The 16,272-nt window shown below is 68.6% G+C and carries 13 protein-coding genes; 1 reads left to right on the top strand and 12 read right to left on the bottom strand.

Annotated elements, in window-relative coordinates:
- Positions 1–2 precede the first annotated feature (2 nt).
- From phnD to UN84_RS09030, 5 genes are all read right to left on the bottom strand, one after another.
- The gene (phnD, locus tag UN84_RS09050) at positions 3–968 is read right to left on the bottom strand and encodes a phosphate/phosphite/phosphonate ABC transporter substrate-binding protein (protein WP_081945872.1); all 966 of its coding nucleotides are present in this window, start codon (positions 966–968) and stop codon (positions 3–5) included.
- Between the two features lie 69 nt (positions 969–1,037).
- On the bottom strand, positions 1,038–3,785 hold the full coding sequence (locus UN84_RS09045) for an ATP-binding protein (protein ID WP_082090815.1): 2,748 nt from the start codon (positions 3,783–3,785) through the stop codon (positions 1,038–1,040).
- Positions 3,782–3,970 (bottom strand): hypothetical protein, encoded by a 189-nt coding sequence (locus UN84_RS09040; protein ID WP_046078154.1) that lies wholly within the window; start codon positions 3,968–3,970, stop codon positions 3,782–3,784. Before UN84_RS09040 ends, UN84_RS09045 begins: the two co-directional genes overlap by 4 nt.
- Complete coding sequence (locus UN84_RS09035; RefSeq protein WP_046078153.1) at positions 3,967–6,033, bottom strand: 3'-5' exonuclease; 2,067 nt, start codon at positions 6,031–6,033, stop codon at positions 3,967–3,969. Before UN84_RS09035 ends, UN84_RS09040 begins: the two co-directional genes overlap by 4 nt.
- Positions 6,030–6,416: a response regulator transcription factor gene (locus tag UN84_RS09030; protein WP_046078152.1), complete on the bottom strand. Its 387-nt coding sequence runs from the start codon at positions 6,414–6,416 to the stop codon at positions 6,030–6,032. The genes UN84_RS09035 and UN84_RS09030 overlap by 4 nt, the downstream gene beginning before the upstream one ends.
- Before the next feature lie 142 nt (positions 6,417–6,558).
- Here UN84_RS09030 and UN84_RS09025 point away from each other — a divergent pair, with 142 nt between their 5' ends.
- Positions 6,559–7,236 carry a glutathione S-transferase family protein gene (locus tag UN84_RS09025; RefSeq protein ID WP_146909001.1) on the top strand — a complete coding sequence of 226 codons (678 nt, stop codon included), beginning with the start codon at positions 6,559–6,561 and terminating at the stop codon, positions 7,234–7,236.
- 18 nt (positions 7,237–7,254) lie between these two features.
- Here UN84_RS09025 and UN84_RS09020 read toward each other — a convergent pair whose 3' ends face one another.
- The 7 genes from UN84_RS09020 to UN84_RS08990 form a co-directional block, all read right to left on the bottom strand.
- Entirely contained in the window at positions 7,255–8,019 is a 765-nt protein-coding gene (locus UN84_RS09020; protein WP_046078149.1) for a YdcF family protein, read from the bottom strand.
- A gap of 55 nt (positions 8,020–8,074) precedes the next feature.
- Entirely contained in the window at positions 8,075–8,710 is a 636-nt protein-coding gene (nth, locus tag UN84_RS09015; protein ID WP_046078148.1) for an endonuclease III, read from the bottom strand.
- Between the two features lie 17 nt (positions 8,711–8,727).
- Positions 8,728–9,759, bottom strand: a complete 1,032-nt coding sequence (locus tag UN84_RS09010) for an RnfABCDGE type electron transport complex subunit B (RefSeq protein ID WP_046078147.1) — start codon at positions 9,757–9,759, stop codon at positions 8,728–8,730.
- A gap of 7 nt (positions 9,760–9,766) precedes the next feature.
- Positions 9,767–11,803 carry a methionine--tRNA ligase gene (gene metG, locus UN84_RS09005; protein WP_046078146.1) on the bottom strand — a complete coding sequence of 679 codons (2,037 nt, stop codon included), beginning with the start codon at positions 11,801–11,803 and terminating at the stop codon, positions 9,767–9,769.
- A gap of 208 nt (positions 11,804–12,011) precedes the next feature.
- The gene (locus UN84_RS09000) at positions 12,012–14,147 is read right to left on the bottom strand and encodes a putative bifunctional diguanylate cyclase/phosphodiesterase (RefSeq protein WP_052719280.1); all 2,136 of its coding nucleotides are present in this window, start codon (positions 14,145–14,147) and stop codon (positions 12,012–12,014) included.
- A gap of 129 nt (positions 14,148–14,276) precedes the next feature.
- On the bottom strand, positions 14,277–15,770 hold the full coding sequence (gene thiI, locus UN84_RS08995; protein WP_046078145.1) for a tRNA uracil 4-sulfurtransferase ThiI: 1,494 nt from the start codon (positions 15,768–15,770) through the stop codon (positions 14,277–14,279).
- 121 nt (positions 15,771–15,891) lie between these two features.
- Positions 15,892–16,173, bottom strand: a complete 282-nt coding sequence (locus tag UN84_RS08990; RefSeq protein WP_016855562.1) for a hypothetical protein — start codon at positions 16,171–16,173, stop codon at positions 15,892–15,894.
- Positions 16,174–16,272: the final 99 nt, after the last annotated feature.

The raw sequence follows: 16,272 nt of genomic DNA, 5'->3' as shown, positions 1-16,272 counted from the left end.
GCTCATTGGCAGGCGTATTCCACGCCATTGGCCTCGTCGATCTGGCGAATGACCGCCCAATGTTCCTGGAAGGTGATGGGAATGAACTGCTCTTCGCCGTTGCGGCCGAACTCCTCCTCGAGGGCGCTGCCTTCCCAGTCGAAGCTGAAAAAGGCCTCCTGAATCGCTTCCTGCAGCTCGGGCGCCAGATCGTGGGCGGTGCCATAGCTGGTGGTGGGGAAGGTGTCCGACTGGTAGATGACCTCGATCTGGTCGGCGTCGATCACGCCGCGATCGATCATGCGGTTCTTGACCGAGTTGGCCACGGTGGCCACGGCGTAGTCCCGGTTGGCCACGCCCAGCACCGAGTTGTCGTGCTTGCCGGAGAAGTCGACGTCGTAGTCCTCGCCGGAGACCATGCCGAACTCCGAGGCCATCAGCGCGGTGGGCGCCTTGAAGCCTGAGTTGGACGTCTCCGACGTGTGGGTGAGGGTGTTGCCGCGGATGTCCTCCACCTCGTCGATGCCGGAGCCCGGGTGGGTGATGATCTCCATCTCGTAGCCGAAGCTGCCGTCCTCGGCGGCCATCATGGCGAAGGGGCGATAGCCGGCACAGGCGACGGCCAGCGGGTTGGAGCCAGTGTTGAAACCGGCCACGTGGAGGCGGCCGGCACGCATGGCCTCGATCTGGGCGGAATTGGACTGCACCGGGAAGAACTGCACCTTCTTGCCGGTGACGTCCTCCATGTGCTCTAGGAAGCCATCCCACACCTCGGCATACACGGCGGGGTCCTCGACCGGTGTATAGGCGAAGACCAGCGTATCGGGATCGCGCCACTGGGAGGCGTCCTCGGGAATGTCGGCCACCAGGTCGCCATCGGCATCGTGGAAGCGATCACTGAGGGAGAATTCTGCCTGTGCCTGTGACATGCCGGCGGCGAGGGTGGCGGCGACGCCGCCGACGAGCAAAGAGCGAGACATGAGCTGCATGGGAATCACCTGTGTGAGGAGAGACGTGAGTCAGGACACAGGGTGTAACGTTACTGTGACAGCAGCATGTCAGTCGTGAGTCGGCGACATGGCCGGTGCCTCCGGCAGCTCCATCACCAGACAGGCGCCGCCCAGCGTCGGGGCGTCTTCCACCCACAGCCGGCCGCCGAGATGGGCGATGATACCGCGGGAGATTGGCAGGCCCAGCCCGCTGCCACGGGGGCGGGCGCGGGGCGCGCCGTCGTCCTGGTGCTGGATCTGGTGGAACTTCTCGAACACCCGCTCGCGCTCGGCCTCGGCGATGCCGGGGCCGTTGTCCTCCACGGCCAGCCGAAAGCCGCGCTTGTAGTGGGTCAGCGCCAGGCGCACGCGCGGGGACGCGCCGTCGGCGAACTTGCCGGCGTTGTCGAGCAGATTGATGACCACCTGTTCCAGCCGGTCGGGGTCGCCGATCACCGGCGCGGCGTCCACCTCGAGGGCCACCTCCAGCGTGATGCCGCGCTCCTCCAGCGGGCGCTGCACCGCCTCGACGCCTCGGCGGGCCAGCTCGGCGAGATCGAGCCGCTCGGGATGCAGCGTCAGTCGGCCGCTCTCGAGGCGGGCCAGGTCGAGTATCTCCTCGATCAGTCGAGACAGCCGCTGGCTCTCGCGTACCACCACCCCGAGGAAGTGTTCGCGCTTGTCGTCGGGCAGGTCGCGATGATCGCGCAGGATCTCGGCGAAGGCGCGGATCGAGGTCAAGGGCGTCCTCAGCTCGTGGCTGACCATGGCCACGAACTCGTCCTTGAGGCGGTCGAGTTCGCGCAGCCGTTCATTGGCCTCGCGCAGCGCCTCGCCGGTGCGCTCGAGCTCGCGGGACTTCTGCTCGAGGCGGCGGTTCATCTCCAGCGTCTCGGAGGTGGTATCGAGCACGCTCAGCAGCGCCGGCAGGTCGAGGGCTTCGCCGCGCACCACCGAGTCGATCAGCACTCGGGCCGAGGCGCTGCCCAGCGCCCCGGCCAGCGCCCGTTCGCCCCGCGCCACCAGCGCCGGCGACGCGGGGTGCCGGTCGTCCTGATCGGGTTCTTCGGCGAATACCCGGGCGGTGGTGGCCGCGCCCAGATAGCGGTCGAGCAGGGCGCGCAGCTCGCCGCGCGGCGTGTGGCCGGCATGCCCCAGCGAGGCCTGGTCGAGGCGCGGATGCAGCGCCTCGGTGAACAGCGCGGCCTGGGTCTGTTCCAGCGCCGACGGCCGCGTGAACAGTGAGACGCCGACCAGTAGGCCGACATTGGCCACCAGGCTCCACAGCAGCGCGTGGGTGTAGATATCCCAGCCTTCCAGGCCGAACAGCGCATAGGGCCGGAGCCAGGCGATGCCGAACGGGCCGTCGGTGAGGAAACCGGCGTCGAGCCAGCCGGACTGGGCGAAGCCCGGGATCAGCAGCGTCCAGGCCCAGACGATGAAGCCGGCCGTGAGGCCGAGCCCGGCGCCGAGCCGATTGGCGCCGCGCCAGTAGAGGCCGATCAGCAGCGCCGGGGTGAACTGGGCCGCGGCGGCGAAGGACACCAGGCCGATGGTGACCAGGCTGTAGGCGTCCCCCACCAGCGCATGGTAGCCGTAGCCCAGCAGCAGGATGGCCAGTATCGCCAGACGCCGCACGCCGAGCATCCAGCCGGCCAGCGCGCCCTGGCCGCCGCGGGGCAGCAGCCGGGCGCGCAGCAGCAGCGGCATCACCAGCTGGTTGCTGACCATGGTGGACAGCGCGATGGTCTCGACGATCATCATGCCCGTGGCCGCCGACAGGCCGCCGATGAAGACCAGCAGCGGCAGCCCCTCGGCGCCGGTGGCCAGCGGCAGCGTCAGCACGAAGCTGTCCGGATCGCCCCCGGCATCGCCCAGCAGGCCGGCCAGGGCGATGGGCAGCACGAACAGGTTGATCGCCAGCAGATACAGCGGAAACAGCCAGGTCGCCCGGATGATGTGTCGCTCGTCGACGTTCTCGACCACCATCACCTGGAACTGGCGTGGCAGGCCGAGGAAGGCCAAAAAGGCCAGGGCGAGGGTGCCCACCCAGCCCAGGGCGCCGCCCGGTACCGCGGCCAGGCCCAGCACCCCGAGCAGGTCCGGGGTCTTGGCGACCCGGGTGAACAGCTCGCCGGGGCCGCGGTAGAGCACGAAGACCGTGAACGCGCCGACCGCCAGGAAGGCCGCCAGCTTGACCAGCGACTCGAAGGCGATGGCGGCGACCATGCCCTCATGGCGTTCGCTGGCGTCCAGGTGGCGGGTGCCGAACAGGATGATGAACACCGCCAGCACCAGCGCCACCCAGAACGACTTATCGGCCCAGAAGGCGGTGGTCTCCAGGGCCTGGCCGGCCGTCCCGGGGTAGTCGACCAGTACCGCGTGACTCAGCGTGATGGCCTTGAGCTGCAGGGCGATGTAGGGCGTGATGCCGATCAGGGCGATCAGCGCCACCAGGGCGCCCAGCCCGGTACTCTTGCCGTAGCGGGCGCTGATGAAATCGGCGATCGACGTGAGGCGCTGGGCGCGGGCGATGCGCACCATCTTGCGGGTCACGAAGGGGGCCAGCAGCATGGCCAGCGTCGGGCCGAGATAGATCAGCAGGAAGCTGGGGCCGGTCTCGGCGGCGCGCCCGACGCTGCCGTAGAAGGTCCAGGCGGTGCAGTAGACGGCGATCGACAGCGCGTAGATGGTGGGGGAGCCGATGATCGATCGGCCTCGTGCGGCGCGCCGGTCGCCCCAGGCGGCGATCAGGAACAGCAGGGCCAGGTAGCCGAAGGCCACGGCCAGCACGGTCCACTCGCCGCGCAGGCTCATTCCCGGCGCCCGCCTTCCAGCAGCCAGGCGGCCAGCGCGATCACCGCGGCCCAGGCGAGGAAGACATACAGCGTCAGGGCGCCGGGGCCCAGGCGCTCGGTGACCAGCAGCAGCGGCGGCGTGAACAGCAGCGTCGCCAGGATGATCAGGGCGATCAGGCGCTCCTTGCGGCGTGACGTCATCATGAAGCGCTGGCGTCCTCCCGATCGAAGGCGCTCGCCTGCAGGGCCAGTACCGCCGCCAGGGTGTCGATGCCCCGGGCCTCGAGGCGCGGCAGCAGGGCCAGCCATAGCTCGGCGGTGACCCGGGCATCCCCCAGCGCGGTGTGGCGGCTGCCCGGCGGGAAGGCGAGTCCGTAGCGTTCGGCCAGGGAATCCAGGTCATGGCCGTCGAGGCTGGGGTCCAGACCGCGCGAGATCAGCAGGCTGTCCAGCACCGGCATGTCGAGGGAGACGCCGCCGTCCGATGGCTGCAGGGCCAGCAGGTCGAAGGCGGCGTTGTGGGCCAGTAGCACGGCGTCGCTGACGTAGTCGCGAAAGCGCGGCAGGGCGACGGCGGCGGGCGGGGCGCCGGTGACGTCGGCGTCGGTGAGACCATGGATGGCGGTGCTGGCCGGCGGAATCGGCCGGCCGGGATCGATGAGCAGGTCGAAGGTCTCGCTGGCCAGCAGCCGCGCGTTGACGATGCGGCAGGCCCCGATGCTGATCACCCGGTCGCCGCGGCGCAGCTCCAGGCCGGTGGTCTCGGTATCGCAGGCCACGATCTCCAGCGCCCGCAGCGGCCGGGCGGCGAGCTCGGCGTCAGGCGGTGGCAGCTCGGCGATGCCGAAGTCATGAAACTCGGGGCGAGGCGGTGGAGCCGGACGAGGGGCGCCCACTCGCTCCAGCGCCGGCAGGGGCAGCCGAAGGCGGGCATGAACGCCGTCTTCATCGGCCAGGCTCCAGGCATCGCTGGCATGCTGGCGGAGCACCTCTCCGAGAGTCGGGGCCAGCGGCAGGGCCTCGAGGCGTTCGCCTCGCCAGGCCGACAGCTCGCGTTCGCTGAGCGCTGCCCCCTGCCAGCACAGGTCGAGGTAGGCGCGCTGGTTGCCCAGGCAGACCTCGCCGTCGAAGCGGGTCTCGCCGGTGCGCTCGGCCAGCCGGGTCAGCAGTCTGTGCAGGGCCTCGAGCAGCACCGGGGCATCGCCCTTGAGCCAGGCCGGCATGCCGATGGGCGTGAGGGTCGGGCCGCCGGCAGGCAGGCGTTCGACGAGGCCGGCCCAGAGATCGTTGGACCACAGCGGGGACAGACGCTCGGCCCGGCGCTGCTGGGCGTCGAGCGTTTCACCCAGCCGCTCCAGGCCTTCGGCCAGCCCGCGCCCTTCCTCCTCGACCACCCCCGACAGGCGCTGGCGCAGGGCGTCGTTATCGGTGCCCCGCAGGTGCCCCAGGGCATCGGCGGCGCTGGTCAAGCCGGCGCCATGGCGGCGCAGGGCGGGCAGCAGCTCGGCCAGGGCCGCACCGGCGCCCAGCTCGTTGTGCCAGCTGGCCGTGGCATCCACCAGCGTCAGCAGGGTCTCGCCCTGGCTCTCGGGGATGCGTCTGAGGGTCGCGCGCAGCCAGCGCTCGCCGCAGGGGACCAGCACGTCCCTGGGCGTCGCGTCTTCGGGCAGCTGGCGCAGGGCCTCCTGCAGGCTGGCGGCGGGTAGCAGGGTGTCGAGTCGCTTGCCGAGCCCCAGGCCGGGGGCATCGGCGAACAGGGCCTCGGCGGCGGGGTTGAACAGCAGGAGCCGGCGATGGCGATCGCAGAGCAGCAGCGGCGTGTCCAGCACCTGCAGCAGGGCCTCGAGCTCCTGGCGAATGCGGGCGGCGCTGCGCGCCCCTTCGGCGCGGGCGTTGCCCAGCCGGGCACGATCGTCGCGCCAGGCCTCGCGGATGCGCACCAGGTCGGGCCCCAGGCCGCGCAGCCAACCCTCCGGGGGATAGTCGTCTACGGCATCGGGGTTGGCCACCAGGCGTGCCAGCTGCACCTGCAGATGCCGCAGCGGCATGAACAGCCGCCGTTCGAGGATCAGGCCGACCAGGAAGATGGTGCCGCCGCCGGAGAAACTGCCGGCCCACAGGGCCCCGCGGGCCAGGCCCTCGGGGGCCAGCAGGCCGTCGAGCCACAGGGCGAAGAGTGCACCGCCCAGCAGGCTCACGCCGCTCAGCAGCAGCCACAGCCCGATCAGGGTCTGTCGGCGAGGCGGACCGGGACGGCGGCGGGTCATGGTTCGCCCTCCCGTCCGGCGTCGGCGAGCAGCCTCTTGACCCGCTCGACCAGCTCGCGGGTCGAGAAGGGTTTGGTGATGTAGTCGTCGGCGCCCAGGGCCAGGCCCTTCTCGCGTTCCACCTCACGCCCGTGAGCGGTGAGCATGATGATCGGCAGGCGTGCGAAGTCGGGATCGGCGCGCAGCCGTTCCAGCACGTCGAAGCCGCCGATGCCCGGCAGGCTGATGTCGAGCAGCATCAGATCCGGTCGCGTCTCGGACACGCGGGCCAGCGCCGTCTCGCCGTCCTCCGCGGTCACCACCTCGAAGTCGGCCTGCTGCATCAGAAACTCCAGCGACAGGACGATATTGGGCTCGTCGTCCACTACCAGCACCTTGCGCATGCCGTCCTCCCCGTGACGCCCGTTGCACGACGCATTAAATCCCAGTGTCTCCAAGTCTAGAGAGGGCTCCTGAGGTGGCAAAGACGACCTTGGGCCAAGCCCGTTACACTGGCGACTCACGAAAGGACAGGGAGAGCGTCTCATGATTCGCGTACATCATCTGGAGAACTCGCGTTCCCAGCGCGTGCTGTGGCTGCTGGAGGAGCTGGGTGTCGAGTATGAGCTGGTCGTTTATCGGCGTGATCCCGAGACCATGCTGGCCCCGGCCTCACTGAAAGAGGTGCATCCGCTGGGCAAGTCGCCGGTGATCACCGATGAGGCGCGGGGTGGGCGGGCCATCGCCGAGTCGGGGGCGATCATCGAATACCTGCTCGAGCATCACGATGCCGACGGCCAGTTGGCGCCGCCCGTCGGCAGCGATGAGCGCGAGCGTTATCGCTTCTGGCTGCACCATGCCGAGGGGTCGGCGATGCCGCCGCTGGTGATGCGGCTGGTGTTCTCGCGCCTCGGTAAGCCGCCGGTGCCGGCCCTGGTGCGGCCGCTGGGGCGGCAGTTCGCCAAGGGCGTGGAGCAGAACTTCCTGGGGCCGCGCATCACCGAGCTGCGCGACTTCTGGGAGGCCGAGCTTGACGCTTCGACCTGGTTCGCCGGAGAGGCCTTCTCGGCGGCGGACATCCAGATGAGCTTTCCGGTGCTGGCGCTCGAGGGGCGCGGCGGGCTCGCATCGGCGCCCCGGTTGCAGGACTTCCTGGCCCGCTGCCGCGAGCGTCCGGGGTATCGAAAGGCGATCGAGCGCGGCGGGGAGTTTTCGCTGGGGTAAGGGCCCGGGGCGGGCGATTCAAGGCAGGAGCCTGGCCTTGAGCCATCCTTCACCGCGCCCCAGCCATTCATGCAGGGCGCGGGTGCTCTGATGCAGGTGATAGGCGCTGGGGCGCCAGGCCAGGGGGCCATCGGGAGGAGGGCTGGCGAACTCGGTGGGGGCCGGCGTGACGGCAAGGCCCGCGCGCTCGAACTCGGCCGTGGCGCGCGGGAGATGCCAGGCCTGGGAAACCAGCGCCACATGGTCGATGCCTTCGGCGGTGAGCATCTCGGCGCTGTGCCGGGCGTTTTCCGCCGTATTGGCACTGCGGCCTTCCCGCCAGCGGACCGGCACGTCGAACACCTCGCGCAGGGCGGCCGCCATCAGGCTGGCCTCGGCACTGTGTTCGTCATGGACCCGACCGCCGCTGACCAGGATCGGCAGGCCGCTCTGGCGATGCAGCCAGGCACCGTACGCCAGGCGCCGCCAGCTGGCGTTGGACGGGGCGTCGCCCCAGCCGAATTCGGGGGCGTCGTAGTCACGGCCGCCGCCGAGAATCACGATGGCGCTTGCTCGTTCCCCCAGGGCACCGTCCATGAGGGCGCTGACGGCAAGCGGCTGAGGCTCCAGCCCCTGACGCAGGGCATGGCTGACCGTCGGGGTGGCGAGCACGATCAGGCTGCCCAGGCCCAGCGCGACCAGCAGCCCGCCGATCACATGCAGGCGCATCCACAGCAGGCCGCCGACCAGGATCAGCCAGGCGTTGAGCAGCGGAGGCAGCAACAGCGACTCGAGCAGGGCCATGCAGCGTCTCCCTCGCCGGTCGTGTCCGGCGCGTCAGACCGTGAGTGAAGCGTGACTAGAGTTCCACCTTGTCCGGAAATTCGCACAGATCCTCGATCACGCAACTGCCGCAGCGCGGCTTGCGGGCCACGCAGGTGTAGCGGCCGTGCAGGATCAGCCAGTGGTGGGCGTCCTGGCGGAATGCCTTGGGGACGTGGCGAAGCAGCTTCTGCTCCACCTCGACCACGTCCTTGCCCTTGGCGATGCCGGTGCGGTTGGAGACCCGGAAGATATGGGTGTCCACGGCGATGGTCGGCTCGCCGAAGGCGGTGTTGAGGATGACGTTGGCGGTCTTGCGGCCGACGCCTGGCAGTGCCTCGAGCGCCTTGCGGGTACGCGGAACCTCGCCGTCGTGCTGCTCCACCAGGATGCGGCAGGTCTTCATCAGGTTCTCGGCCTTGGTGTTGTACAGGCCGATGGTCTTGATGTGTTCCTTCAGGCCGTCGAGGCCCAGCTCGAGGATGGCCGCCGGGGTGTTGGCCACCGGAAACAGCCGGTCGGTGGCCTTGTTGACGCCCACGTCGGTGGCCTGGGCCGACAACAGCACCGCGGCCAGCAGCTCGAAGGACGTCGACCAGTTGAGCTCGGTGGTGGGCTCGGGGTTGTGCTCGCGCAGGCGGGCGAAGATCTCGTGGCGTTTCTGGGCGTTCATAGCGTGGGCGACAGTGATCAGTGGGAGGCGGAGCCGAGGGTGGCACGCGCCTCGGCGAGCATGCGCTCGGCGCGCTCGATCTGCTCGTGGGCGGCGGCGATGCCCGCGTCGTCGCGCTGGCGCTCGGCGTGGGCCAGCTGCTGGCGGGCGCGGCGCCGGGCCTGTTCGGCGGCGTTGACGGCGAAGCGGCGCTGACGCTCGGTCTGCCGCGCGCTCTTGCCCACATCGTCGTTCGCGGGCTGGGAGCCGTCGGTCGCATCGAGCTGACGATCGATGTCGGCCAGGCGCTGGCGAAGCTCCGTGTCGCGACGGTCGAGCTCGTCGCGCTTGTCGGGCGCGAGATCGCTCGCCTGGCGCTGGCGATCCAGTCGCTTGAGGCTGGCGACCAGGCTGACCCGGCTGGCGCGCAGGGCACTGGAGGACGCTGCCGGCGCCTGGGGCTGCGTCGCCGTGGGCGCCTGGGGTTGGGCCTGATGGGGCGACCGGGCCGGCGCGGCCTGTCTGGCGCTGCGCTTGCGCCGCCGCTCTCGCTTGGCATCTTCCTCGCGGACGAGACGATCGTTGCGCGCCTCGAAGCGGCGACGGCCGCGCTCGGCGCGCCGGGCCAGGTAGGCGTCCTGCTCGGCCTCGCCGTCGGCGGCCTGCCAGTGCGGATGCGGCAGCAGGTCGATGCAGTCGACCGGGCAGGGGGCCACGCAGAGTTCACAGCCGGTGCATTCGGCCTCGATCACCGTGTGCATGTGCTTGGCGGCGCCGAGGATGGCGTCCACCGGGCAGGCCTGGATGCACTTGGTGCAGCCGATGCACTCGGCCTCGCGAATCCGCGCCACCAGCGGCGATTGGGCGGGCTGCTCCAGCGGCACCTCGGTACGACCGGTCAGCTCGGCCAGCCGCACCACGGTGGCCTGGCCGCCGGGCGGGCAGCGGTTGATCGCCTCGCCTTCCGCGATGGCCTCGGCGTAGGGACGACAGCCGTCGTGGCCGCACTTGCCGCACTGGGTCTGCGGCAAGGCGGCGTCGACGGCCTCGATCAGGGCGGGCTGCGTCATGCCCGGATCAGCTCACGCGCTGGCCGGGCTGGGCGCCGGAGTGGGGCTCCAGCAGGTAGATGCCGTCGTCATCGCCGGCGGCCAGCACCATGCCTTCGGAGACGCCGAAGCGCATCTTGCGCGGCGCAAGGTTGGCGACCATCACCGTCAGGTGGCCCTCCAGGGCCTCCGGGGCGTAGGCCTTGCGGATGCCGGCGAAGACGTTGCGCGTCTCGCCGCCCAGGTCCAGGGTCAGCTGGAGCAGCTTGTCGGCGCCCTCGACGTATTCCGCCTTGGCGATGCGGGCGATGCGCAGGTCGACCTTGGCGAAGTCGCCGAAGTCGATCGTCTCGGCGATGGGATTGTCGGCCAGCGGCCCCTTGGGGGTGTCCTTGAGCTTCTGTTCTTCCACCAGATCCTCCTTGGACGCTTCGATCATGGCGTCGATGCGGTCGCGCTCGACCCGGGTCATCAGCGGCTTGAACTTGGCGATCTCGTGGTCCACCAGCAGCTCCTGGCGGCTGTCCCAGTCGAGGGAGTCGAGCTTCAGGAAGGCGCGGGCGCCTTCGGCCATCTCGGGCAGCACCGGGGCCAGGTAGACCATCAGCTGGCGGAACAGGTTGATGCCCACCGAGCAGATGTCGAGCACTTCCTGCTCGCGGCCTTCCTGCTTGGCCAGCACCCAGGGCTCGGCCTCGGCGATGTAGGTGTTGGCCTCGTCGGCGAGTTCCATCACCTTGCGCATGGCGCGGCCGAACTCGCGGGCCTCGAAGTGCTCGGCGATCTCGTCGCCGGCGGCGACGAAGCGGGCGACGCGCTGGGGCTCGGCGCAGTGGGCCGAGAGCTTGCCGCCGCCGAGCTTCTTGACGAAGCCGGCGCAGCGGCTGGCGATGTTGACGACCTTGCCGACCAGGTCCGAGTTCACGCGCTGGGCGAAGTCCTCGAGGTTGAGGTCCAGGTCATCGACGCCAGCGGTGAGCTTGGCGGCGAAGTAGTAGCGCAGGTACTCGGGATTCAGATGTTCGGCATAGGTCGCGGCCTTGATGAAGGTGCCGCGCGACTTGGACATCTTGGCGCCGTTGACGGTGACGAAGCCGTGGCAGTTCACCGCGGTCGGCGTGCGCATGCCGGCGCCGTGCAGCATGGCCGGCCAGAACAGCGCGTGGAAGTAGACGATGTCCTTGCCGATGAAGTGATAGACCTCGGCGTCGGAATCCTCGCGCCAGTAGGCGTCGAAGTCGAGACCCTCGCGCTCGCAGAGGTTCTTGAAGCTGGCCAGGTAGCCGATCGGGGCATCCAGCCAGACATAGAAGTACTTGCCCGGAGCGTCGGGGATCTCGAAGCCGAAGTAGGGCGCGTCTCGGGAAATGTCCCACTCGTTGAAGCCCGACTCGAACCACTCCATCAGCTTGTTGCGGATCTGCGGCTGGACGTGATCGTCGTTGATCCAGCCCTGCAGGAAGGCCGCGAAGTCGGGCAGCTTGAAGAAGTAGTGCGTGGAGCTGCGGACTTCCGGGGTGGCACCGGAGATCGCCGAGACCGGGTCGATCAGCTCGGCCGGGGTGTAGGTGGCCCCGCAGGCCTCGCAGTTGTCGCCGTACTGGTCGTCGGCCTGGCACTTCGGGCAGGTGCCCTTGATGAAGCGGTCGGCCAGGAACAGCCCTTTCTCCGGATCGTACATCTGCTCGATGTCGCGGGTGGCGATGTGCCCCTGATCGCGCAGCCGGGTGTAGATCAGCTCGCTGAAGTGGCGGTTTTCCTCGGAGTGGGTCGAGTGATAGTTGTCGAAGGCCACCCCGAAGCGCGAGAAGTCGGTCTGGTGTTCCTGGCTGACGCGGTCGATCAGCGCCTGGGAGGTGATGCCCTCCTGTTCGGCGCGCAGCATGATGGCGGTGCCGTGGGCATCGTCGGCGCAGACGTAGTGGCAGTCATGACCGCGGCTCTTCTGGAAGCGCACCCAGATGTCGGTCTGGATGTATTCCAGCAGGTGGCCCAGGTGGATGGCGCCGTTGGCGTAGGGCAGGGCGCTGGTGACCAGGATCTTGCGCGGGGCGATGTTCGACATGGTGGCTCAGAGGTTCCCGTAGACGTGGAGCACGGCGGCCGACTCGACGCCTGGGCGAAGTCGAGGCCGTCATGCGGATATCCGTGAAATCAGGCCCGGATTGTAGCATTTTCCTCGCCGGCTGCATCCGCCCGGGCCCTTGCCGGCTCGGGCTCGGGCCGGGCCTCCAGGAGGCGGGGGGATGGCGTGTCGAGCGTGAGCGGGGTGGTCAGTGAGGCCCCTTGGCCCGGCTCGCCAGCCAGGGCGGGATGCGTTCGGCGGGCATGGGGCGGGCGATGGCATAGCCCTGGGCCTGGGAGGCGCCCAGCTCGAGCAGACGCTGGCAGTGTGCGGGTGACTCGGCGCCTTCGGCGATCACGTCGAGCCCGAGTCGTGCGCCGATCTGGATGATGCTCTGGACGAGGGCGGCGTCGCGTTCGTCCTTCAGGATGGCGCCGACGAAGCGCTTGTCGATCTTGAGGGCGTCGATGGGCAGCTCACGCAGATGCGCCAGCGACGAGTAGCCGGTGCCGAAGTCGTCCAGGGCGATGCACAGGCCCGAGTGCCGGCAATGCTGGAGCGTACGGGTGATGGCGTCGAGATCCGACACGGCGGCGCTTTCCTGGAACTCGATCTCCAGCAGACGCCGGTCCAGCCTGGGGTAGCGCGCCAGAGCCGCCGTCAGCCGATCGCAGAACTCGGGCAGGGCCAGATCGTTGGCGCTGGCGTTGAAGCTGATGCGCAGGGCGAGCCCCTGGCGCTGCCAGTCCGCGAGCTGATGCAGGACCCGTTCGACCACCCAGTCGCCGAGGGGCGCCTCGAGACGACTGCCGAGCAGCTGGGGCAGGAAATCATCGGGTTCCAGAAGTCCATGCTCGGGATGCTCCCAGCGAATCAGGGCCTCGAGACCACAGACCTCACCGCTGAGCAGATTGACCCTGGGCTGATAGTGGAGCCGGAACTCGTCGTCACGGAAGGCCTGTTCGAGGCGGTCCAGGCGCCGGCGGCCGGGCGACGAATCCTCGCGCTCTTCGGGATCGAACAGGGCATAGCGGTTCTTGCCGCCGCGCTTGGCGCAATACATGGCCTGATCGGCATGGCGCAGCAGGATGCCCGCCTCCGCATCGTCCTGTGGAAACAGGGTGATGCCGATGCTGGTGGAAATGCGTACCAATGAGTCGTCCAGGGGGATGGGCCTGGCGATGAGGTAGCGGACTCGCTCGACGATCCGCAGGCATTCCTCGCGGTCTTCCAGGTCGGTCAGCAGCAGGGCGAACTCGTCGCCGCCCAGCCGGGCGAGCACATCGTCGGCGCGAATGGCATCGCGTAATCGCTGGCCAATCGTGATCAGCACCTGGTCGCCAGCCGCATGGCCCAGGCGGTCATTGATCGGCTTGAAGCCGTCCAGATCGAGGAAGCACACCGCCAGCAGCGTGTCGTCACGACGGGCCCGTGGCAGCGCGTCCGCGAGGTGTTCGGCGAAGTGGCGGCGATTGGGCAGTTCGGTCAGCACGTCGTGTCGTGCCAGGTGGCGCAGTTCGTCCTGGTGGCGCTTGAGATGGGTGATGTCGGAGAAGGTGGCGACGTAGTGGAGTGTCCGGCCCTGGTCGTCACGTACCACAGAGGCCGAAAGCATGAGCGGGTAGGCCTCGCCGTTGCGCCGGTAACCGACGATCTCGCCCTTCCAGCTGTCTTCCACGTCCAGGTGGCGGCAGATCGCCTCGTAGGTTTCCGCGTTGTGCTGTGCGGTGCCCAGCATGCCGGGGGTCAGGCCCAGCACGTCCTGCCTGGCATAGCCGGTGATGCGAGTGAAGGCAGCGTTGGTGTCGCAGATGCGCCGCTCGGCATCGGTGATCATGATGGCGTCGGAGCTTGAATCGAAGACGCTGGCGGCGAGACGCCGCTGGTTCTCCGCCTGGCGTTGTTCGGTGATGTCGTGGCCGATGCAGATCATGCCGCCGCACGGCAGGGCGACGTTGGCCCACAGGGTGGTGAGTCGTCGTCCTTCGCGGGTCGTCGGTGTCCACTCCCGAAACCGCGAGCCGTCACCGGACGACAGGCCGGCCACGACCGCCCGATATTCTGCCGGGTCGGGGTAGAAGAGCGTCAGGGGGGCGGGGTGGTTCATCACCTCATCGGCCGTCCAGCCGAAGACCCGTTCGCACTGATGGTTCCAGAGGATGCAGTGCCCCTGTTCATCGAAACCGTCGATCATGATCGGGGCATGACCGAACAGTCGCTCGACCAGCGCCAGTACGTCGTCGCGCCATTCGCCCTGTTCCGCGGATGCCTCGAGCGTCTCGAGCGTCTCGGCGAGGTGAACGAGCGGGTGACGTCTGGTCGGCGGATTGGAACCCATATCCATATCAGGCAACCCACGGAGTGAAGTGCCCTCACTATAGTGGGATGCCGCGTGGCCTGCCTCGGTCTCGAGTAGGAGATCGCTCCATCGACGACTAGGAAAATAGAGCGAATGTCCGTCGGGAGCGGGACCTCAGGCGTCGGGACGGTGCTGATAGACGCCGAAGTGATGCAGTCCGCGGTCGGCGAGGTGGAGCGCCTGCATGCGGCTCATCACGCCCTGGTCGCAGTACAGCAGATAGTGCCGGTCCGTATCGAGCTCGGGGGCCCGGTCCTGCAGCTCGTAGAAGGGAATCTCGATCAGCGGCACCTGTGCCAGTTCCTGGGGCAGCGCCAGGGGCGCGGCCTCGCGTTCGTCGGCACGGCGAATGTCGACGATGCAGGGCGTGTCGAGCCCGGCGAGCTCCTCGGGCGTCTTCACCGTGGCGACCTCGGTCGGCGCAGGCTCGCGCTCCAGCACCTCATCGATGCGCTTGATGATCGCCGCCTCGATGGCGTCGTCGAGCACCCGGTCGTCGAAGTCGCGTTCGGCCGCCAGCACGTCGTCCAGCGGCGCCTTGTTGTGCGGTCGCCGCGAGATCACGCCGCAATACTCCGGCATCGATTCGGCGATGCGGGCGGTGTCTATCTGCCGTGCCCGGTCGATGATGTCCTGCTTGTCGTCGGTGAGCACCGGGCGCAGGATCGGTCGCTCGCTGACGTCGTCGATCACCGCCAGGTTGGCCAGGGTCTGGCTGGAGACCTGGGCGATGGCCTCGCCGGTGACCAGTGCCGGGATACGCAGCCGCTGCGCCATGCGGTTGGCGGCGCGGATCATCAGCCGCTTGAGCACCACGCCCATCAGGCCATCCGGAATGGTGCGCAGGATCTCGCCCACCACGCCATCGAAGGGCACCGAGATGAACTTCACCTTGTGAGAGACGCCGTAGCGTGACCAGAGATGGTGGCTGACCTCGCGCACGCCGGCCTCGTGGGCCGGGCCGCCCAGGTTGAAGAACAGGAAGTGGGTCTTCACGCCGCGGCGGATCATCTTCCAGGCCGCCACCGGGGAGTCAAAGCCGCCGGACATCAGCGCCAGGGCCTGCCCCTGCACGCCCAGCGGGTAGCCGCCGAGTCCCTTCCAGCGTGCCCGGATCACCTGCAGGCGCCGATCGTTGAGCTCCACCGGCACCACCACCTCGGCATGCTTGAGGTCGACCCGGGCGTTCGGTGTCGCCTCCAGCAGCCGGCCACCGAGGTAACGCTCCATGTCCGCCGAGGTGAAGTCGTGTTCACCGCGGCGCTTGGCCTGGACCCGGAAGCTGTGTCCGGCGATCACCGGGCTCCATAGCGGCACGATATGCTCGGCGGCCTGTTCCAGCGACTCGAAGCGTACTTCCTCGGTGGCCAGCACCTGCTGGATGCCGGGAATGCGGGTGAGGCTGTCTTCGATGGCGGCTGTGGTGTCGCCATCGAGGCCTTCCGGCAGGCGCACCCGAATGGCGTCCCACTGATCCTTGACCCGCACCCGGTCGTCCAGGCGACGCAGAGTGTTACGGATATTGGCCGTCAGGCAGCGCGTCATCTGCTGGCGTACCGAACGGGACTTGATGGTGATCTCGGGGTGAAGCTTGAGGAGATAGAGCATGCGAGGCGGCGTTGAAGCGAGGCGTGGAAAAAGGGCGCGCATTGTACCAGCTGGCGTGAAGGCGCGCAGGTCGAGGGAGGCGATGCCGCGGAAGTGTCCCTCGACCCGATGCGGAGCGGCCTCAGTAGAGGGCCTGCTCCTCCCGCACCACTTCCTTGAGCAGTTCCAGGAACAGCCGGTCGGCCTCGGAGTGCTCCTTGGGATCTTCCGGAATGTGCACGCTGGTGGTGTCGGAAATCTCGTTGGCGATCTGGGCCATGACCTGGGTCTGGTCGCCCTCACCGAGGCGCTCGCGGGCGATCGTCAGCGACTGTTCGAGGATCTTGGGGTCCTGCAGCAGCTTCTTGATGAAGCTGCGTAGCTCATTGATGACACGAGTCTTCTGGATCTCCGATGACGACATGCCGATTCTCCTTGGGCGGGCCGTGTGACTGATGGTGCTGACGATAGCACGTTTGGGCTTTCCGGTGAGAGCGGGCGTGGCATCGGCCTCTTTGTAAGC

The sequence above is a fragment of the Halomonas sp. HG01 genome (assembly GCF_000968715.2).
Lineage (GTDB): Bacteria > Pseudomonadota > Gammaproteobacteria > Pseudomonadales > Halomonadaceae > Halomonas > Halomonas halophila.
Note: the sequence above shows the minus strand (reverse complement) of the source record. Positions and strands in the feature narration are given on the sequence as shown.